Source organism: Caulobacter sp. NIBR1757, from assembly GCF_027912495.1.
Classification (GTDB): domain Bacteria; phylum Pseudomonadota; class Alphaproteobacteria; order Caulobacterales; family Caulobacteraceae; genus Caulobacter.
The window spans coordinates 1,746,541-1,765,078 of the sequence record NZ_CP115463.1 but is presented as its reverse complement, the minus strand read 5'-3'; the positions used below and the strand labels follow the sequence as shown (position 1 = coordinate 1,765,078).

Annotated in this window: 20 protein-coding genes; 5 read left to right on the top strand and 15 right to left on the bottom strand. The window is 67.7% G+C overall.

Annotated features, from left to right (window positions below):
- Positions 1-15: 15 nt before the first annotated feature.
- Together O5I81_RS08525 and O5I81_RS08520 are read right to left on the bottom strand one after the other, a co-directional pair.
- Positions 16-366 (bottom strand): hypothetical protein, encoded by a 351-nt coding sequence (locus O5I81_RS08525; RefSeq protein ID WP_271068518.1) that lies wholly within the window; start codon positions 364-366, stop codon positions 16-18.
- A 70-nt stretch (positions 367-436) separates the two neighbouring features.
- The gene (locus O5I81_RS08520) at positions 437-682 is read right to left on the bottom strand and encodes a hypothetical protein (protein WP_271068517.1); all 246 of its coding nucleotides are present in this window, start codon (positions 680-682) and stop codon (positions 437-439) included.
- A 162-nt stretch (positions 683-844) separates the two neighbouring features.
- Between O5I81_RS08520 and lexA the strand changes: the two genes are divergently transcribed.
- Positions 845-1,543: a transcriptional repressor LexA gene (gene lexA, locus O5I81_RS08515; protein WP_271068516.1), complete on the top strand. Its 699-nt coding sequence runs from the start codon at positions 845-847 to the stop codon at positions 1,541-1,543.
- Here the strand turns inward: lexA and O5I81_RS08510 are convergent.
- Positions 1,524-3,572 carry a ComEC/Rec2 family competence protein gene (locus O5I81_RS08510; RefSeq protein WP_348637285.1) on the bottom strand — a complete coding sequence of 683 codons (2,049 nt, stop codon included), beginning with the start codon at positions 3,570-3,572 and terminating at the stop codon, positions 1,524-1,526. The two genes, lexA and O5I81_RS08510, sit on opposite strands and share 20 nt — an antisense overlap.
- 64 nt (positions 3,573-3,636) lie before the next feature.
- On the opposite strand from O5I81_RS08510, the gene O5I81_RS08505 reads away from it, so the two are divergent.
- From O5I81_RS08505 to O5I81_RS08490, 4 genes are read left to right on the top strand one after another with little or no spacing between them, the layout of a single operon-like run.
- Positions 3,637-3,747 carry a glutamate--tRNA ligase family protein gene (locus O5I81_RS08505; RefSeq protein WP_271068515.1) on the top strand — a complete coding sequence of 37 codons (111 nt, stop codon included), beginning with the start codon at positions 3,637-3,639 and terminating at the stop codon, positions 3,745-3,747.
- A gap of 55 nt (positions 3,748-3,802) precedes the next feature.
- Positions 3,803-4,276, top strand: coding sequence for a hypothetical protein (locus tag O5I81_RS08500; protein WP_271068514.1), 474 nt, complete (start codon positions 3,803-3,805; stop codon positions 4,274-4,276).
- Between the two features lie 58 nt (positions 4,277-4,334).
- Positions 4,335-5,612, top strand: coding sequence for a citrate synthase (gltA, locus tag O5I81_RS08495; protein ID WP_271068513.1), 1,278 nt, complete (start codon positions 4,335-4,337; stop codon positions 5,610-5,612).
- 15 nt (positions 5,613-5,627) lie between these two features.
- Positions 5,628-6,146 (top strand): GNAT family N-acetyltransferase, encoded by a 519-nt coding sequence (locus O5I81_RS08490; protein WP_271068512.1) that lies wholly within the window; start codon positions 5,628-5,630, stop codon positions 6,144-6,146.
- Between the two features lie 247 nt (positions 6,147-6,393).
- Here O5I81_RS08490 and lpxB read toward each other — a convergent pair whose 3' ends face one another.
- The 12 genes from lpxB to frr all read right to left on the bottom strand — a co-directional run bounded on the left by lpxB (position 6,394) and on the right by frr (position 18,499).
- On the bottom strand, positions 6,394-7,563 hold the full coding sequence (gene lpxB, locus O5I81_RS08485) for a lipid-A-disaccharide synthase (RefSeq protein ID WP_271068511.1): 1,170 nt from the start codon (positions 7,561-7,563) through the stop codon (positions 6,394-6,396).
- Positions 7,560-8,399 (bottom strand): UDP-2,3-diacylglucosamine diphosphatase LpxI, encoded by an 840-nt coding sequence (lpxI, locus tag O5I81_RS08480; protein ID WP_271068510.1) that lies wholly within the window; start codon positions 8,397-8,399, stop codon positions 7,560-7,562. Before lpxI ends, lpxB begins: the two co-directional genes overlap by 4 nt.
- Before the next feature lie 4 nt (positions 8,400-8,403).
- On the bottom strand, positions 8,404-9,198 hold the full coding sequence (gene lpxA, locus O5I81_RS08475; RefSeq protein ID WP_271068509.1) for an acyl-ACP--UDP-N-acetylglucosamine O-acyltransferase: 795 nt from the start codon (positions 9,196-9,198) through the stop codon (positions 8,404-8,406).
- Positions 9,198-9,668, bottom strand: coding sequence for a 3-hydroxyacyl-ACP dehydratase FabZ (gene fabZ / locus O5I81_RS08470; protein ID WP_271068508.1), 471 nt, complete (start codon positions 9,666-9,668; stop codon positions 9,198-9,200). The genes lpxA and fabZ overlap by 1 nt, the downstream gene beginning before the upstream one ends.
- 7 nt (positions 9,669-9,675) lie before the next feature.
- Positions 9,676-10,683: a UDP-3-O-(3-hydroxymyristoyl)glucosamine N-acyltransferase gene (gene lpxD, locus O5I81_RS08465; RefSeq protein ID WP_271068507.1), complete on the bottom strand. Its 1,008-nt coding sequence runs from the start codon at positions 10,681-10,683 to the stop codon at positions 9,676-9,678.
- Positions 10,684-10,779: 96 nt separating this feature from the next.
- A complete protein-coding gene (locus O5I81_RS08460; RefSeq protein ID WP_271068506.1) occupies positions 10,780-11,448 on the bottom strand; it encodes an OmpH family outer membrane protein in 669 nt (222 codons plus the stop codon).
- Positions 11,449-11,454: 6 nt separating this feature from the next.
- Positions 11,455-13,815, bottom strand: coding sequence for an outer membrane protein assembly factor BamA (gene bamA, locus O5I81_RS08455; protein ID WP_271068505.1), 2,361 nt, complete (start codon positions 13,813-13,815; stop codon positions 11,455-11,457).
- 17 nt (positions 13,816-13,832) lie between these two features.
- Positions 13,833-15,044: a M50 family metallopeptidase gene (locus O5I81_RS08450; RefSeq protein WP_271068504.1), complete on the bottom strand. Its 1,212-nt coding sequence runs from the start codon at positions 15,042-15,044 to the stop codon at positions 13,833-13,835.
- A gap of 10 nt (positions 15,045-15,054) precedes the next feature.
- The gene (dxr, locus tag O5I81_RS08445) at positions 15,055-16,257 is read right to left on the bottom strand and encodes a 1-deoxy-D-xylulose-5-phosphate reductoisomerase (protein ID WP_271068503.1); all 1,203 of its coding nucleotides are present in this window, start codon (positions 16,255-16,257) and stop codon (positions 15,055-15,057) included.
- Positions 16,245-17,123 carry a phosphatidate cytidylyltransferase gene (locus tag O5I81_RS08440; protein ID WP_271068502.1) on the bottom strand — a complete coding sequence of 293 codons (879 nt, stop codon included), beginning with the start codon at positions 17,121-17,123 and terminating at the stop codon, positions 16,245-16,247. The genes dxr and O5I81_RS08440 overlap by 13 nt, the downstream gene beginning before the upstream one ends.
- On the bottom strand, positions 17,101-17,832 hold the full coding sequence (gene uppS / locus O5I81_RS08435; protein WP_271068501.1) for a polyprenyl diphosphate synthase: 732 nt from the start codon (positions 17,830-17,832) through the stop codon (positions 17,101-17,103). Before uppS ends, O5I81_RS08440 begins: the two co-directional genes overlap by 23 nt.
- 100 nt (positions 17,833-17,932) lie before the next feature.
- Complete coding sequence (gene frr / locus O5I81_RS08430) at positions 17,933-18,499, bottom strand: ribosome recycling factor (protein ID WP_271068500.1); 567 nt, start codon at positions 18,497-18,499, stop codon at positions 17,933-17,935.
- Positions 18,500-18,538 lie beyond the last annotated feature (39 nt).

The window sequence follows — 18,538 nt, the reverse complement described above, 5'->3', positions numbered from 1 at the left end:
ATTGCGCGGTCGGGGTCAGGCGCCGGGGTCGAGCAAAGCCGCATCGAACCAGACGTCATCATGCCCCTCCGCTATCAGGATGCGCCATCCGGGCGGCAAGCCTAGGTAGGGCACGACCGTTGGGCAAAGGACTCCCAAGTGGCTTGCGTGGAACGGCGCAAAGTAGTTGGGCGGCTGAGACAGGTCTTCGCCAGCCCATATGTACCAGCCGCTGGCTTCGCCTTCCGGTGAATGACGCAGAGCGTTCACGGGCCAACCGCCATCGAGCGCATCCTGCGCGATCCCGACCTTCGCTGACGGCAAGGTCGGGAAGTGCTCCACGCCGAAGCGAGCACAGATCGCCAACTGAGCCTGCAGGAGTGACATCCGATCAGCCTAAGCCGAAGACCCGCGGGTCCGCCAGACGTCGAGGCCGCCTAGGCCGGCAGAAAATTTCCTAACCCGCGACCGCCGCCGGCCGCAGACTGGTCACCTCATTGGCAGGCGCCGGCTTGCGCCCCATCGTCCAGTTGGCGGTCATCCGCACCTTTGGGTTCGGCGCCGACCAGATTTCGCCGGTGTCATCCAGCGCAACCACCCAGATCAGGTGATGCTCCTGGCCATAGTCGATGACAGCGAAGGCATAGCCCTTGCCCTTTCCTTCGACGGTCACGGGCAGGCAGGGATTGAGCTGGTTGAACATGGGTCACGCGGCTGCTGCTGAGATCAGGTCAACGGCGCAAAATTCTGCCGGTTCCTCTGTCGAGCGACCAACGCGGTTAACTTGACAGCAAGAAAGAACACCTAGAGAACATCCGCATCGTTTGCGATTTGTTCCCGTGAATCGCGCCTGGAGAGCCCGCCCATGCTGACCCGCAAGCAGCACGAACTGCTCATGTTCATCCACGAACGCATCAAGGAATCCGGCGTCTCGCCGTCTTTCGACGAGATGAAGGACGCCCTCGACCTGGCGTCCAAGTCGGGCATCCACCGGCTGATCACCGCCCTGGAAGAGCGCGGCTTCCTGCGCCGCCTGGCCCACCGGGCCCGGGCCCTGGAAGTGGTCAAGCTGCCGCAACAGGCGACGACGTCCGCCCCGGCCGGCGGCCGCCAGACCTTCAAGCCGCAGGTCGTCGAGGGCTCCCGCGCCGCCATGAGCGCCCCCGAGCCGGCCAACGACGTGCGCGAGCTGTCGGTGCTCGGCCGCATCGCCGCCGGCGTGCCGATCGACGCTATCCAGCACGAACGCTCCACCTTGCAGGTGCCCGAGGCCATGCTGGGAGCCGGCGAGCACTATGTCCTGGAGGTCGACGGCGACTCGATGATCGAGGCCGGCATCCTCGATGGCGACTACGTCGTCATCCGCCGCACCGACCAGGCCACCAGCGGCGAAATCGTTGTCGCCCTGGTCGAGGGCGAGACCGCCACCCTCAAGCGTCTGCGCCGCAAGGGGGCCTCGATCGCCCTCGAGGCCGCCAACCCCAAGTACCAGACCCAGATCTACGGCCCCGACCAGGTGGCCGTGCAGGGCAAGCTGGTCGGCCTCATCCGCCGGTATCACTGATGGTCCAGGGCCTTTGCCCCCTCAGGGGCTGGGCCCAGACGATCCGCCAGCTCTGCCCCTCGCGGTAGAGTTCGGCGGAGCCGCCGGCCCTGAAGTCGGCGGCGCTGAGGATCAGGTCGGACCGGCAGCCTTGCGGAGCCTCCGACCGGAACACGACAACCCTGGCCCGGCACAGCTCGGCCAGGGTTTTTTCGTCCGGAACCCGGCGCTGGTTCCAGTGGGCGATCTCGCCCAGGCACCGACGGCGGTTGCAGTCGAACAGCTGCGGCGAGGCAGCGTCGTCGAGGGTCAGCCCCCGTCGGCGTGACCAGACCTCCAGCGCGAACCGCCGGCTTTCCGGCCGCGCCGCGATGGCCCCTTCGCCCCGGCGGACGGCCAAGGCCGAGCCGTCCGAAGAAATCCAGAGGTCCGGCGGCGTCGGACGCGGCCACAGGGCCACCGTCAAAGCTAGGGGCAGGCCCAGCCAACGCAGACGGCCGCGCCACAGGCAGAGAATCAGGATGCCGAGGAAGGCCACCGGCAGGGTCCAGGCCGGGCCGCTGGCGACGGTGACCTGGGCGCCCGGCGTCTGGGCCGTCTGGCCGGCGATGGCCAGCATGAGGTCGATGGACCAGCCGGCCACGGCCAGGAAGGGACCGCCCAATCCCAGGGGCTCCAGCGCCGCCCCGACGGCGAGGAAGGGCATCATCACGAAGCTGGAGATCGGCGCGACCAGCAGGTTGGCGACCAGGCCATAGGAGGCGACGCGGTTGAAATGGTGCATGGCGAACGGGCCGGTGGCCAGGCCGGCGACCAGGCTCATGGCGATGCTGGCGAAGATCCACACCCCGACCGCCTGCGGCCAGCGGATCCACCAGGGCGTGGAAATTTCCCGGACCGGCTGCGGGATGGCCTCGACCAGGGCGACCAGGGCCGCCGTGGCCGCGAAGCTCATCTGGAAGCCCGGCTCGGTGGCCGCTTCCGGGTAGAGAATCAGGATGACCATGGCCGCCACGGCCAGGGCGTCGAGACTGATCGCCCGGCGGTCGAAGAGGATGGCGAGAAACGCCACGCCCGCCGTGATGGCCGCCCGCACCGCCGGCGACGGCGCGCCGGAGAGCACCAGATAGGTGCCGACGGCCGCCATGCCGAGCAGGGCGGCGGTCTTCTTGCCGTCGATACGCAGGGCCAGCCATGGGATGGCGGCGATCAGCAGCCTCGCCAGGGCGAAGGCGAAGCCGCCGACGATGGCCATGTGCAGACCCGAGATGGAGATGATGTGGGCCAGGCCGGAGGCCCGCATGGCGTCGGTCTGCTCGCGGGTGATCCAGGCTTCGTGGCCGGTGACCATGGCGGCGCCCAGGCCGCCGGACCGCACGCCCATCTGATCGACAATGCGCCGCGCCAGGCTCCAGCGCATGGCGTTGACCGCCATGGCCCAGCGCAGGGCCATCGGCGGCTCGGCCAAGGCCACGACCTGCGGCTGGGACACCGAGAAGCCGACGCCGCCGACCCGGTCGAACCAGGCGTCGCGGGCGAAGTCGTAGGAGCCGGGGCTGGAGGGCGGCGGCGGCGGGCCAAGGCCGGCGCGCAGGCGCACCGCCTGGCCCGGCCCGACCACCGCGCCCTGGTCGACCGTGAGCCGCACGCGATAGGGCAGCTGGTCCCGCTCCAGCCCTTCGATCCGGGTCGGGGCGATCAGCAGGCGGCCGCCGCTGGAGCCCGGGCTGGCCACATCCAGCACCCAGCCCTCGACAATGACCGGCTTGTCGAAGGTCGGCGCCACCGGGGCCCGGACCAGTTCGGTCCGCAGCTTGCCGGCGACGCCGCCGAGAACGATCAGGGCCGCCAGACCGACGACCAGGAACCAGCCGCCGCCGCGCGTAAGCCGGTGGGTCGTCCAAGCCGCCGCAATGGCCGCCAGCCCCAGCAACACCGCCGCCCAAAGGGCCGGTTCGGTCTTCAGGCCCATGTACCCGGCCGCGCCCAGACCGAACATCACCGGAGTCCATAGCCGCCAGCGGGCCCGCTGGGCGACAACCTCTTCCAACGGAGTCGGACCGCCCCGAATCCATGCGGTCAGGCGGCCGCGCAATTGAGCGGCCGCCGATCCGATGCCCTCCACTGCCCCCGTTGTCACGCGGCCCGCCCTTTCGCCTACCGGCTCACTTCACATTGGAGGGGCAAGGCCAGCGTTGTTCAACTCCCTGATGTCGCGGATGTGAACAGGGCCGCCCCGCGGCGCTACCGGGCCAAGCGAACCCCATCGACACCTGCTCCGTGCAGGTCGCCGACAGCGGCCGCCAGGCCGGCCCGGTCGGCGAGGTCTTCGACGGCCGTGCCTTGCACCGCAGTGGACCGCGCATCACGGCCTCCGCCAACGCCATGCAAGGTCTCATCGACCCCGGCGACACAGGTCCGGCGCCAGCTTGGCAGACCCTCGAACTGCTCACTCAACAGTCTGTTTTTGTTTACAAATCAGCGACCCCGTTGCTGATCGAAGAGGCCGCCTCAGGCGTGAGCCGCCTCACCGACCTGCCCCTCGACCAGGACGCCCGGTCGCCCGAGGCGCCCGCAGGAACGCTCAAGGCCTTTGCCAAATCCGGGGGCGTGGCCCTGGGCAGGATCGGCCCGCCCCCGCGCGGTCTCCTCAACGGCACCGCCCCCTCCCCCGATATGGGCGTGACGCTCGGCGTGCCCGGCAAGCTCGAGAGTCCCGGCCGTATCGAGGATGCGCTTTCACCCGCCAAATGAGACGCTATAAGGCGAGCCGAACGAACGTTTACCGACCCTATTGAAAGGACCTCGCCGAATGGCTGACAAGGCGACGCTGACCATCGGCGACCAGAGCTTCGACCTGCCGATCCTCAAGGGGACCACCGGCCCCGACGTGATGGACGTGCGGAAGTTCTACGCCGACTCCGACCTGTTCACCTTCGACCCCGGCTTCACCTCGACGGCCAGCTGCGAAAGCAAGATCACCTTCATCGACGGTGATGCCGGCATCCTGCTGCACCGGGGCTATCCGATCGACCAGCTGGTCGAGAAGTCCAGCTTCTTGGAGGTCTGCTACCTGCTGCTGCACGGCGAGCTGCCGAACGCCGCCGAGTTCGAGACGTTCGATCACAACATCACCTACCACACGATGTTGCACGCCCAGTTCGACCGCTTCTTCGAGGGCTTCCGCCGCGACGCCCATCCGATGGCGATCATGACCGGCGCGGTCGGCGCCCTGTCGGCCTTCTACGCCGACAGCATCAACGTCGATGATCCGCGCGAGCGGGAGATCAGCGCCCATCGCCTGATCGCCAAGATGCCGACCATCGCGGCCCGCGCCTTCAAGTACCACATGGGCCAGCCCTTCGTGTCGCCGCGCAACAACCTCTCCTACTCGGAGAATTTCCTGCGCATGTGCTTCGCCGTGCCGGCCGAGGACTGGGTGCCGAACCCGATCCTGACCCGGGCCATGGACCGCATCTTCATCCTGCACGCCGATCACGAGCAGAACGCCTCGACCTCGACCGTCCGCCTGGCCGGGTCGTCGGGCGCGCATCCGTTCGCCTGCATCGCTGCCGGCATCGCCTGCCTCTGGGGCCCCAGCCATGGCGGCGCCAACCAGGAAGCCCTGGAAATGCTCGAGGAGATCGGGACGGTCGACAAGATCCCCGAGTTCATCGAGGGGGTGAAGGCCCGCAAGTACAAGCTGATGGGCTTCGGTCACCGCGTGTACAAGAACTTCGACCCGCGGGCGACCGCGATGCAGAAGACCTGCCACGAGGTGCTCGGCGAGCTGGGCATCAACGACCCGCTGCTGGAAGTGGCCATGGAACTGGAGAAGATCGCCCTCTCCGACCCCTACTTCATCGAGCGCAAGCTGTACCCGAACATCGACTTCTATTCGGGCATCACCCTGCGGGCGATGGGCTTCCCGTCGAAGATGTTCACCGTGCTGTTCGCCCTGGCCCGCACCGTCGGCTGGATCAGCCAGTGGAAGGAAATGTTCGAGGATCCGGCGCGTAAGATCGGCCGTCCGCGCCAGCTCTACACCGGGGCGACGCAGCGCGACTACGCGCCCATCGACAAGCGCTAGGGGCCAGCCGGCGTGGTGCGGATCGCGCCCATCACGCCGGACGCCCTGCCGGCCCTCGTACCGGCGCTGAGCGAGATCCTGATCGAGACTGTGGGGCTGGGAGCCAGTGTCGGGTTCCTGGCCCCTTTGTCTTTGGACGAAGCCACGGACTTCTGGCGCAAGATCGGACCGGCGCTGGAAAGCGGCGACCGGCTGATGTGGGGCGCCTGGGAGGGTGAGACCCTGGTCGGGACGGTTCAGATCGTTGTCGGCATGCCGGGCAATCAGCAACATCGTATCGACCTCGTGAAACTGATGACGCGGCCCTCGGCGAGAGGCGCGGGGATCGGGGCGGCGCTGACCCTGGCGGCGGAGGTCGAGGCGGCACGGCTGGGCAAGACGCTGGTGGTGCTGGACACGGTGGCGGGCAATCCGGCGCAGCGGCTGTACGAGCGGCTGGGCTATACGGCGGCAGGGGTCATTCCGGACTATGCCCGGTCGAGCGCCGGGCCGCTGGAGCCGACCTGCCTGATGTACAAGCGGCTGGGCGGCTGATCGAAGCGGCGGCCAGTATACCACGGCGTCAGGGCGGCAAAGGCCCGATTCGCCGCCAACCCCTTGAAATCATGTGACAACGATGTTGGCGACGGGGCTGGGAATGTAGGCGCCCGCGTCGGCGCCGCGTTGACATCAAGGCGGTGAATGTTGGCGCCTTGTGATGGGCCGGCGCCTACGGGTGAGCAAATCGCGCGTCACGGACCGATGGCGAGGCCAAAACGGCGATGAATATGTCTAGACATATTCATCCGGCGCGGTCGGCGAGCACTTTCAGGACAGCATCGGCGGCCAGTTCGGCGGGGTCGACCTGCGGGCGGCCCATCTTCGCAACGGCCTGAAACTGGGCTTCGATCTGAATGCGGCGCATCTCTTCGCTGTCCAGCCGGTCGGCGATGGCCGAGGCCAGCATCGGGCCGTTGCAGTCGGTCTGCAGCAGTTCGGGGGCGACCATGTCCTGGGCGGCGATGTTGAACATCGTCACCCAGGGGGATTTGAAGACCAGCATGACCAGGCGGTAGCTGACCGGGCCGAGCCGATAGCCGACGACCATGGGACAGCCGGCCAGGGCCAGTTCCGTTGTCACCGTGCCGCTGCAGGCCAGGGCGACCGTGCCGGCGGCGAAGGCGTCGTCCTTCAGGGTGGCGTCCTCCAGCACATGCACCGGGAAGGGCCAGGCGGCGATGCGTTCCTTGACCATGCCTGCGACGGTGGCGGCCAGGGGCATCACGATCTGGAGGTTCGGCCGCTCGGCCTTGAGGCGCAGGATGGCGTCCTCGAAGGGCGGAAAGACGTGTTTGATCTCGGCCGGGCGGCTGCCGGGCAGGACCAGCAGGATGGGGTCGGTGGCGCCCGCGCCGATGTGGGCGCGCAGCCGGGCCGGGTCGGCGGTCGAGAAGTCGCGGATCAGGGTGGGGTTGCCGACGGTCGTGACCGGCAGGCCCTCACGCTCGAACCAGGGGGCGTCGAAGCCGTGGATGGAGAGCAGGTGATCGACGGACTTCGCCAGAGTCCTGGCCCGGCCGGGGCGGCTGGCCCAGACCTGCGGGCCGACGTACTTCACCAGCGGCAGTTTGGGGTCGAGCTTGCGCAGGGCATGGGCGACGCGGAGGGTGAAACCCCAGCTGTCGATCAGGACGGCGATGTCGGGCTTCTCGCGAGCCGCCAGGGCTGCGGTCTCGGCCACCCGGCGCTTGACCATCGGCAGGGCCCGGACGCCCTCGATGATGCCGAGGATCGACAGCTGGGCGATGTCGAAGGGGCTCTGCACCCCCTGCTCGGCCATCTTCTCCCCGCCGACGCCGACGAAGCGGACGCCGTCGCCCAGGCGGGCCTTGAGGGCGCGGGCCAGGCCGGCGCCAAGCGAGTCGCCGGACGCCTCGGCGGCGACCAGCATGACGGTGAGCACCTGACTCACGGGGCTTTGTGCTCGACGCCGAGCACGAAGAGGCCGAACTCGTCGGCGGTGGCGATGACGGCCTCGCGATCGACGATCAGCAGGCGGCCCGCCTCGCCCACCACGCCGGCCAGCCCGGCCTTGGCGGCGCCGCGGATTGTGGCGACACCGATGGTCGGCAGGTCGACGCGCAGTTCCTGGATCGGCTTGGGGGCCTTGGCGATGACGCCCTTGAAGGCGCCCGGCTGACCGCGCAGGGCGACCGGCAGTTCGGCAACCCGGCGGAGCATGGCGTCGGTGCCTTCCTGAGCCTCCACGGCCAGCACCAGGCCGTCGCAGACCACCGCGCCCTGGCCGACGTCGAGCTGGCCGATGGCCTTGGCCACTTCCAGGGCGCGCTCGATGTCCGCCTTGTGTTCGGCGGCGGGCGCATGTTTGCCGAGCAGGCCGAGCGGCAGGGTCATGGCTCCGACCGCCTCATGCACGCCCTCGATGACGAAGCCCTCCCTGGAGAACTCCTCCAGCACCCGGCGCAGCAGGGCGTCATCGCCGTGGCGGGCGGCGGCGATGATCCCCGGCAGGGCGGCCATGCCACGGATGTCGGGCTTCAGGGCCGAGAAATCGGGCCGATGGACGAGGCCGGCGAAGCAGACCGCCTCGCACTTCTCGCGCTTGAGGGCCTTGAAGGTCTTGCCCAGCTCGGCGAGGCCGACCGCCTCCCCCGGATGGCCAAGGGTGGCGTCGTCGGCGATGCCCTTCAGCCGGATGACGAAATAGGGCCGTCCGGCCTTGCGGCAGTGGTCGGCGATCTCGGCCGGCAGGCCGCCGGCGCCGGCGATCAATCCCAGCTTCTTCAAGGCCTTACGTCTCGCGGCGGGGCAGGCAGAGGGGGCGATTGGCATCGACGCGGATGAAATCGAGGATCTCGACCACCTCGGGAATGTCCGAATAGCCCTCGGCCACGTCGTCGAGCCGCTCCTGGAAGGTGCCTTCGTCGGCGAACAGCAGGCGGTAGGCGGCGCGCATGGCGCTGATCCGCTCCCGGTCGAAGCCCCGGCGCTTCAGCCCGATCAGGTTCAACCCCTCGAGATGGGCGTGATTGCCCCAGACCGAGCCGTAGGGGATGACGTCCTTGGTGACGATGCCGCCGCCGCCGATGAAGGCCGAGCGGCCGATGCGGCTGAACTGGTGGACGGCCGCCAGGCCGCCGAGGAAGACGAAATCCGCCACCTCGGCATGGCCGCCGACCGCGACGCTGGGCGCCAGGGTGACGCGATTGCCGATCACGGCGTCATGGCCGACGTGAACGCTGACCATGAACAGGCAGTCGTCGCCGACCCGGGTGACGCCATTCCCCATGACCGTGCCGGTGTGGATGGAGACGTTTTCGCGGAAGATGTTGCGCGCCCCGACATCCAGCCGCGTCGGTTCGCCCTTGTGGCCCAGATGCTGCGGCGGGCCGCCAAGATTGACGAACGGGTGCAGGGTGCAGCCTTCGCCGAGCGTGGTGACGCCCTCGAGGACGACATGGCTGTGCAGCTTGCAGCCGGCCCCGAGGGTGACGTCCGGACCGACGATGCAGAAGGGTCCGATCTCGACGCCCTCGCCCAGGGTCGCGGCGGAATCGACGATGGCGGTGGGATGGACGGCGGTCATCAGCCGGCCAGCGCCTTCATGGCCGCGAACTCGGCCTCTGCGCAGACCTTGCCGTTGACCAGCGCCTTGCCGCGGAACTTGAAGATGTCGCCGCGCACCTTGGTCACCTCGACATGCATATGCAGCACATCGCCGGGCCGCACCGGGGCGCGAAACCGCACGCCATCGATGGTCATGAAGTAGATGACCATGTTGGAGATATCGATATCCATCGACTTGGACATCATGATCGCGCCGGTCTGGCCCAGGGCCTCGACGATCAGCACGCCGGGCATGACCGGGTGACCCGGGAAGTGACCCTGGAAGAAGGGCTCGTTGTAGGTCACGCACTTGATGCCGACGATCGAGGTGTTCGGCACGAACGATTCACAGCGATCGACGAGCAGGAAGGGGTAGCGGTGCGGGATCCGCGCCAGGATTTCGGTGATATCGATGTCGCTGACGTCACCCGTCGCTTTGCTGGTGCTCATACCTGACTTACCCCTTGCGGCGCGCGGCCCGGGCCAACCACGCCGACTCCTTCAACCACTCACGCACCGGTTTGGCCGGATAGCCGCTCCAGAACTCCCCGGGGGGTACATCTCGCATGACCCCGGCCGCCGCGCCAACAATGGAGCCGGCGCCGATATTCACATGGTCGGCCACCCCGGCCCTGCCCGCGAACGTCGCGCCATCGCCGATGGTGACACTGCCCGAAATACCAACATAGGCGGCCATCACACAGTTGCGGCCGACGCGGGTGTTGTGGGCGATATGAACGAGGTTGTCGACTTTGGTGTTCTCGCCGACGACGGTGTCGTCCCAGGCGCCGCGATCGACGCAGGAATTGGCGCCGATCGTCACATTGTCCTGCAGAATGACGCGGCCCAGCTGGGGAATGTCGATGATGCCGTCGGGGCCGGGCGTGGCGCCAAATCCGGCCTCGCCGATCACCGCGCCGGCATGCAGGGCGACCCCGTCGCCCAGCAGGGCGAACCCGACCACGGCGCGCGGGCCGATCCGGCAGCGGCGGCCGATGGAGACCCCGGGCCCGATGACCGCTCCGGCCCCGATGCTGGTCTCGGCGCCGATGCGCACGCCGGGGCCGATGACCGCGCCAGGGGCCAGGGTGACGCCCTGCTCGAGGATGGCCGAGGGATCGATCAGTTCGCTGCCCGCCGGCTGGCGGATCGGTCGGTGCAAGGCGCCGGACGCGATGGCCCAGGCCGCCTGAGGCCGGCCGACGACAAGCGCGATGCAGCCCTCCGGTGTTTCGCCCGCCAGGGCCTCGGGCAGAAAGCAGGCGCCAGCGCCCGTCGCCTTGAGCTCGGCGAGGAATTTCTTGTCGGCGATGAAGGCGATGCCGCGACTGTCGGCACGATTGAGGGGGGCTGCCTCGTCGATCATCAGATCGCCTGGCCCGGAGACGATCCGGGCGCCGGTCAGCTCGGCGAGCCGGCTCAGGGACAGAGGGCCGAGGGCCTCAAAAAATCGGGGATCGGGCATGTTGTCCTCGAGCACGACCCCGGGAAATAGACGGGGCCCCTGGCGCCGGGCCGGCCCATCTGGACCGCCCGACGCCAAGGAGTATCCCGAGTCGCCTCAGTTCGTCGGCTTGGCGGGCATCGGCGGCGGCGGCTTCGGCCCGTCCAGACGCTCACGATCGATCGGGAACTGCTGGATCTTGGTGTTCAGGGCAGCGATCACCGCCGGGGTGATGTCCATGGCGGGGTTGCCCAGAGCCACGGATTCACGACGGATCAGGATGGAGCAGGACTTCTGCTGGTAGACCTGGACGACGATCGGATCGACTTCGGTCAGGATCCGCATGCCGGCCTTCTGGGCGGTGGCCTGGTACTCGCGCTTGCGCAGGGCGGCCTTGGTGTCCCAGGCCTTGGCGCGGGTCTTCAGATCGACGGCGCGCTTCTGGAGGGTGGCCTCGTCGGCGCCCGGAGCCTGGGCGGCGGTCTGCAGGGCGGTGGCTTCCTTGTTGATCGCCGCCTCCTCGGTCTGCAGTTCGGTGTCGACCACCTTGGCGATCGCCTCGAGCCGGGTGTCGACGTACTTGCCGACGGTCGAGGTGGCGACCACGGCGTTGACGTCATAGATGCAGAAGCCGGGGATCGGGGCGGCGTGGTTGACGGGCAGCTGGGCCGGCTTGGGCGGCGCGGCGGCCGGCTTGGGCGGGACAGTCTGGGCAACGGCGGCGCTGGCGAAAGCCAGAACGGCGACCGCGCCGACGGCGCGGGCCGCGAAGGACTTGATGTGCATGAGAGATCAGAACCTTGTGGAGGTGGAGAACCGGAACGTTTCGGTCTTGTCGTAGTCTTCTTTGGCCAAAACTTGGCTGAAGTCGAAACGGATGGGGCCCATCGGCGAGCGCCAGTGAATCGACAGGCCGGCCGAGGCGCGCAAGCCCAGGTCATCCCTGATGTCCTCATTGAAGACGCCGGGGGTGGTCTGGCGGTCGACGTCATCCAGCAGGCCGACGGTGCCGACATCGGTGAACAGCGAAGCCTTGATGCCATACTGCTCGGGCAGGAAGGTCGGAACCGTCAGTTCGGCCGTGCCGATGGCGTACATTTTGCCACCCAGGGCGTCGCCACGGTTCGTGCCCGTATCGCGCGGGCCGATACCGGCCGTTTCGAAGCCACGGAAGGTGTTGCCGCCCTTGTAGAAGCGGTCGTTGATGCGGACCGTGTCGCCGCGCCAGCCGGCCGTGTAGCCGGCCGAGCCGGTGGCGCTGAAGATGAAGTCCTTGTTGAACCCGTAGTACCAGCCGCCGTTGGTTTCGGTGCGCAGATAGTTCACGTCGCCGCCGATGCCGGCGAGATCCTGCGACAGTTCGACATAGAAGCCGCGGGTCGGCCTTTGCGGATCGTTCCTGCGGTCCAGACGCACGGTGTAGCCGAGCGAGGAGGTGATCCGCGACCCGCGCTGGGCGCAGAGGCTGGTCGAAACCGATCCGGTCGTGCAGAGCGAGTCGGCGACATCGACGTTGTCGCTGCGCAGGACGTAGCGCAGGCCCATCGAGGCGTTGCTGGTCAGCGGGAAGCCGACGCGCAGATTCATGCCGGTCGAGGAGGTGTCGAAGGCCGTCTGTTGGCTGAAATCGTAGCGGTAGGTGTAGAGATCGACACCGGCCAGCAGGTCGCGGCCGAGGAAGCGCGGCTCGGTGAACGAGAAGTCCACCTGCTGGCGCAGCGAGCCGACCGAGACGCGGGCGCGCAGGTTCTGGCCGCGACCGCGGAAGTTCCGCTCGGAAATGCCCAGATCGATGATCAGTTGGTCGACCGAGCTGTAGCCGGCGCTGAACGACAGTTCGCCGGTGGGCTGCTCTTCCACCTTGACCCGCAGGCCGGTGCGGTCGGGCGCCGTGCCCGGCACTTCCTCGATATCGACTTCCTTGAAGTAGCCGAGGCCGCGAATCTGGCTCTTGGAGCGATCGACGTAGACCCGGTTGTAGGCGTCGCCTTCGGACACCAGCATTTCGCGGCGGATGACGGCGTCGAGGGTGCGGTTGTTACCGACGATGTCGATGCGGTCGATGTAGACGCGCGGGCCTTCACGGACCGAGAAGACCACATCGACGGTCTTGGTCTCGCGGTTGGGCACGTAGCGCGGGCGGACGTCGACGAAGGCGAAGCCGGCGGCGCCGGCCGCGAAGGTCAGGGCGTCGGTCGCCTGCTCGATCTTCTCGTCCTGATAGAGCTCGCCGGCGCGGATCGGCAGCAGCTGTTCGAGCACGGTGCCGTCCAGCTTCTTCAGCTCGGTCTCGACGCTGATCTTGCCGAACTTGTACTTCACGCCCTCTTCGAGCGTGTAGGTGATGGCGAAGCCGTTCTTGTTCGGAGCCAGCTCGGCCACGGCCGAGACGACGCGGAAGTCGTAGTAGCCGCGGTTACGGTAGTGCTTGCGCAGCTGTTCCTTGTCGTACTCGAGCCGGTCGGGATCGTAGTTGTCGTTGGTCGACAGGAATTTGTACCAGGCGCTCTCCTTGGTCACGACCACGTCGGAGAGGTCGCCGTCCGAGTACTGCTCGTTGCCCAGGAAGTTGACGTCGAGGACGCCGCTCTTGGGGCCTTCGTTGATCTCAAAGATCAGGTCGACGCGCTTCTGCGGCAGCTCGACCACCTTGGGCGTCACGGTCGCCGAGATGCGGCCCGAGCGGCGGTAGAGTTCGATGATGCGCTGGACGTCGGACTGGACCTTGGCGCGGGTGAAGATGCCCCGCGGCCGGATGGTCAGCTCTTCCTTGATCTTGTCGTCCTTGACCGAGGAATTGCCCTCGAAGACCACCTTGTTGATGATCGGGTTTTCGACGACGCGAATGTTCAGGTCGCCGCCCTGCAGGTCGATCTTCACATCGGCGAAGAGCTCCGTGCGGAACAGGGTCTTCAGCGCCAGGTCGATTCGGGCCGAATCGACCGCTTCACCCGGCTGGATCGGGAGATAGGAGGCGATGGTGGAGGCTTCGATCCGCTCATTGCCGATGACGACGATGCGTTGCACCACGCCCTGTTGCGACTGGGCGAAGGCGGCCGCCGGCGTCATCAGGGCCGTCGATCCCATCAGCAGGGCCAGGCCCGTGAGGACGGCGGCGCCGTGGCGTCGAGAATGCATCATGAGGTCTGCCATCAAGGATACGAACGGGCTCACGAGAAGAGGCCGCCCAGGAAATTGAACACACGCAGCCGCTGGAGGTCGTTCCAGGTGGCGAACAACATGAAACCGACGAGCAAGGCAAGACCAAGGCGGTATGAAACGGCCTGGATACGGGCCGGAAGTGGCCGCCGGGCCACGGCTTCGTAGGCGTAGAAAACGAGATGACCGCCATCGAGAACCGGCAGCGGCAGAAGGTTCATGAAGCCGACGCTGACCGAGAGGAAGGCGGCCAGGCCCAGCAGGGAGACAACCGAACCCAGCAGCCCCCAGGCGGCGTTGGGCGCGCCCTCGGCGCCGGCCTGGGCCACCTTGCCGGCCGTATTGCCGATTCCCAGCAGGCTGCCGATCTGGTCGGCGGGCAGTTTGCCGGTGATGACGCGGCCCAGGTAGGTCACCGTGGTGCTGAGCACCATCCAGGTGGTCTGGCCGCCGTAGGCGACGGCCTCGACGGGGTTGAGGCGCAGGCGCTCGACCCTGGCGTCCTTGTGGGTCTGCAGGCCCAGGGAACCGACCTTGATGTGGCCGCTGACCTTGTCGTTCATCTGCTCGAGCGTCGGCTCGGCCGTCAGGATCACGGGCGCGCCGTCACGAAGGACTTCGACCCGCACCGGTTCGCCGACATGGGTTCGGGTGAAGTTCACCAGATCGTTGAAGTTGGCGATCGTCGTGCCGTTCATCCGCCGGATGACGTCGCCGTCGCGAATGCCGGCGACCGCGCCCGGACCCGCCGGATTGCGGATTGCAACCTTGGCCTCGACCGAGATCACCCCGAAAGACACGGCCAGGGCGGCGAACAGCACGATGGCCAGGATGAAGTTCGACACCGGGCCGGCGGCGACGATGATCGCCCGCTGCCACAGCGGCTTGAAATGGAAGTAGCGCTTCAGGGCCGCCTCGCCCTCGGTTGTCGCGACGTCCTGGCGGAGGCTCTCCAGATCGTCCTGGTCAGGCACGCTGGCGGCGTTGTCGTCGCCCGCGAAGCGGACATAGCCGCCGAGCGGGATCTGGGCGATCTGCCACTGGACGCCCTGCTTGTCGCGCCAGTGAAGGATGGGCTTGCCGAAACCGACGGAGAAGCGGTCGATGGCGGTGTCGAACAGGCGGGCGGCCCAGAAGTGGCCGAGTTCGTGAACGACCACGACGATCGACAGCACGAACAGCAGCGCCAGGACGGCGGTGAGGGTAAAGAGGAGGCCCGACATCAACGCCCCCTCAAGCCGCGCGCGCGGCGGCGAGGCGACTGACGACCTCGGTGGCCACGCGCCGGGCGCTGGCGTCGATGATCATGGCAGCCTCCAGTTCGTCGCCCCCCGGCTGATCGCCCAGCTCCCCGCCGCCGTTGAGGCGATCCAGCGTATCCTGGACGGACCCGGCAATATCAAGAAACCCGATACGGCGGTCAAGAAAGGCCCCGACCGCCACCTCATTAGCCGCGTTCATTGCGGCGGGGGCATGGCCGCCGATGCGCAACGCTTCGCGGGCGATGGCGATGGCGGGGAATCGCACGAGGTCCGGGGCCTCGAAGGTCAGCTGGCCGATGGCCGCCAGGTCGAGCGGCGCCGCCGGCCAGGACAGGCGGTCCGGCCAGGCCCAGGCGCAGGCGATCGGACTGCGCATGTCCGGGGGCCCCAGCTGGGCCAATGTCGAGCCGTCCGTGTATTCGACCATCGAATGGATGATGGACTGCGGATGGACGACGATGTCGATCTGGTTCTCCGGGGTGGCGAACAGATAGCTGGCCTCCACCATCTCCAGGCCCTTGTTCATCATGGTCGCCGAATCGACGCTGATCTTGGCGCCCATGCTCCAGTTGGGATGGGCGACGGCCTGTTCGGGCGTGGCGGCGCGCATGGCCTCGTAGGTCCAGGTGCGGAACGGGCCGCCGGACGCCGTGAGAATCAGCCGGGCGACCTTGTCGCGGCAGGGATCCTGCAACACTTGAAATATGGCCGAATGCTCGGAATCGACCGGGATGATCGTCCCACCGGCCTTCCGCGCCACGTCGAGTACGCCCGGGCCGCCGCAGACCAGGCTTTCCTTGTTGGCCAGGGCGACGATGGCGCCGCGTCGGGCGGCGGCCAGGGTGGGGGCCAGGCCGGCGGCCCCGACGATGGCCGACATCACCCACTCGGCGGGAAGTTCGGCGGCGGCCCTGACCGCGCCGGTCCCGGCCGCGGTCTCGATGCCCGAGCCGGCCAGACGCTCGCGCAGGACCGGCAGCAGGGTCTCGTCCTCGATCACCGCCAAGCGGGGCCGCCATTTCAGGGCCTGCTCGGCCAGCTTCTCGACATTGCGACCGGCGGTCAGGGCGAGAATCTCGACCTCGACGCGCGATTCCTCGAACAGGCTGAGGGTCGAGACGCCGATCGAGCCGGTGGATCCAAGGATGGTGACGGTGCGGCTCAAATTCCCCAACCCCAGTGCTGCACAAGACGGGCGGCGGCGACGACCATGACCGCGAACATCAACCCGTCGACCCGGTCCAACATGCCGCCGTGACCGGGAATGATGCCGCCGGTATCTTTCACGCCGAACCGCCGCTTGAGCATCGATTCCCACAGGTCGCCGCCGCTGGTCGCCAGACCGGTCAGCAGGCCGACGAAGATGGCGCCCGGATAGCCGATGAAGGGATGGTTGAAGGCGCTGCTGATGGCCAGGACGACGGCGCCGGTCAGCATGGCCCCGAACAGCCCGCCCCAGAAGCCGCTCCAGGTCTTGTTCGGCGAGAACCGGGGCCACAGCTTGGGTCCCTTGAAGGTGTTGCCCCAGATGTAGGCCATGATGTCCGTCCACCAGGTGACGGCGAACAGATAGACGGTCCAGGGCGCGCCCTCGGGCATGTCGCGCAGCCAGACCATCGCGATACCGGCCGGGGCGATGTAGATGACCCCGTAGGCGGCGTCGGGCACGTGGGCGGTCAGGCGGAAGGCGACCAGGGTGGTCAGGCCGCTGCCGATCACGATCGAAGCCCAGGCGGCGATCCACCAGCGTTCGGCGCCGGGCCAGCCGGCATGGCTGGCCATGCTGGCGACATGGGCCAGGACAATGGCGGCCAGGACGCTGGCGCCAATGATCAGGCCAACCCGGATCGGCGCCGAGGGCGCGACCAGCCGGCCCCACTCCCGGGCCAGCAGGGCGCCAACGATGCAGATCAACACCGTATAGGTCCAGCCGCCCAGCCAGACAGCCAAAGCCACCGCCGGAATGATGGCGAAGGCGGAGATCAGGCGAACCCGCAGGTTCTTCCAGTCGAACCGTTTAGCCGGTGGCGAGGACGTCATCGGTCGTCACTCCGCCGTAGCGTCGCTCGCGTGAGCGGAATTCCCCGACCGCGGCGGCGAGGTGATCGGGACCGTAGTCCGGCCAGTAGACGTCCTGGAAGACGAGTTCGGCGTAGGCGCATTCCCATAGAAGGAAGTTGGAGATGCGCCGTTCCCCGCTGGTGCGCACAATGACGTCCGGGGTCGGAACGCCGGCCGTCGACAGATGGCTTTCGAACAGCTGCTCGTCGAGGTCTTCAGGACGGGCCTCGCCCCGGGCCACGGCCTCGGCGAACTTGCGGGCCGCATCGACCAGGTCGGCCTGGCCGCCGTAGTTGAAGGCCACCTGCAGGCGGAAGCGGGTGTTGTTTTCGGTGCGACGCTCGGCCCGCTCGATGATCTCGAGGATGTCGGGACGCAGGCCGGTCCGGCGGCCAAGGATGGTGACCTTTACCCCTTCGCGGGCCAGGCGGTCGAGGTCGCTTTCGACATAGGCCTTGAGCAGGTTCATCAACTCACTGACTTCGGTCATCGGCCGACGCCAGTTCTCGGTCGAGAAGCCGAACACTGTCAGGGTGGAGACGCCGATGTCCGGCGCCCCCTCGACCGTGCGCCGCAGCGCCTTGACGCCCTCGCGGTGGCCCAGGGTGCGCGGCAGCCCACGGCGCTTCGCCCAGCGGCCGTTGCCGTCCATGATGATGGCGACGTGCAGGCCGCCATCCCGGCTCACGCCCGGATCGCCGGCCGGGACCTGACCCCGCTGTTGTACGCCATCCTTTGGGGGCATCACTTTCCCTGTCTCATCCGGAGTCCCGCGCGCATCCGGACAATCAGACCTGCATGATCTCTTGTTCCTTGATTTTCAAGGCTTCGTCGATCTTGGCGACATGCTCGTCGGTGGCCTTCTGGAGGCCGGCCTCGAGCTTCTTCTGCTCGTCCTCGGTGATCACCGAGTCCTTCTGGGCCTTCTTGACATCGTCCATGCCGTCGCGGCGCACGTTGCGCACGGCGATCTTCTGCTGCTCGGCGTATTTGCCGGCGATCTTGGCCAGGTCCTTGCGGCGCTCTTCGGTCAGCGGCGGGATCGGAATGCGCAGGTTGGTGCCCTCGACCACCGGGTTGAGGCCCAGGCCCGCCGAGCGGATGGCTTTCTCGACCGAGACGACGACGCCCTTGTCCCAGATGTTGACGCTGATCGAGCGCGGCTCGGGGACGCTGACCGAAGCGACGGTGTTGAGCGGCACGGTGTTGCCGTAGGCCTCGACCATCACCTGGTCGAGCAGGCCGGCCGAGGCGCGGCCGGTGCGCAGGCTGCTGAATTCTTCCTTCAGGGCGGCGACCGCCTTGTCCATCCGGCTGGCATAGGTCGCTACAACGGGCTTTTCGCCACTGGCCATGGTCTTCACTTCCTCTTTTCACCGGCGACGATAGCGGAC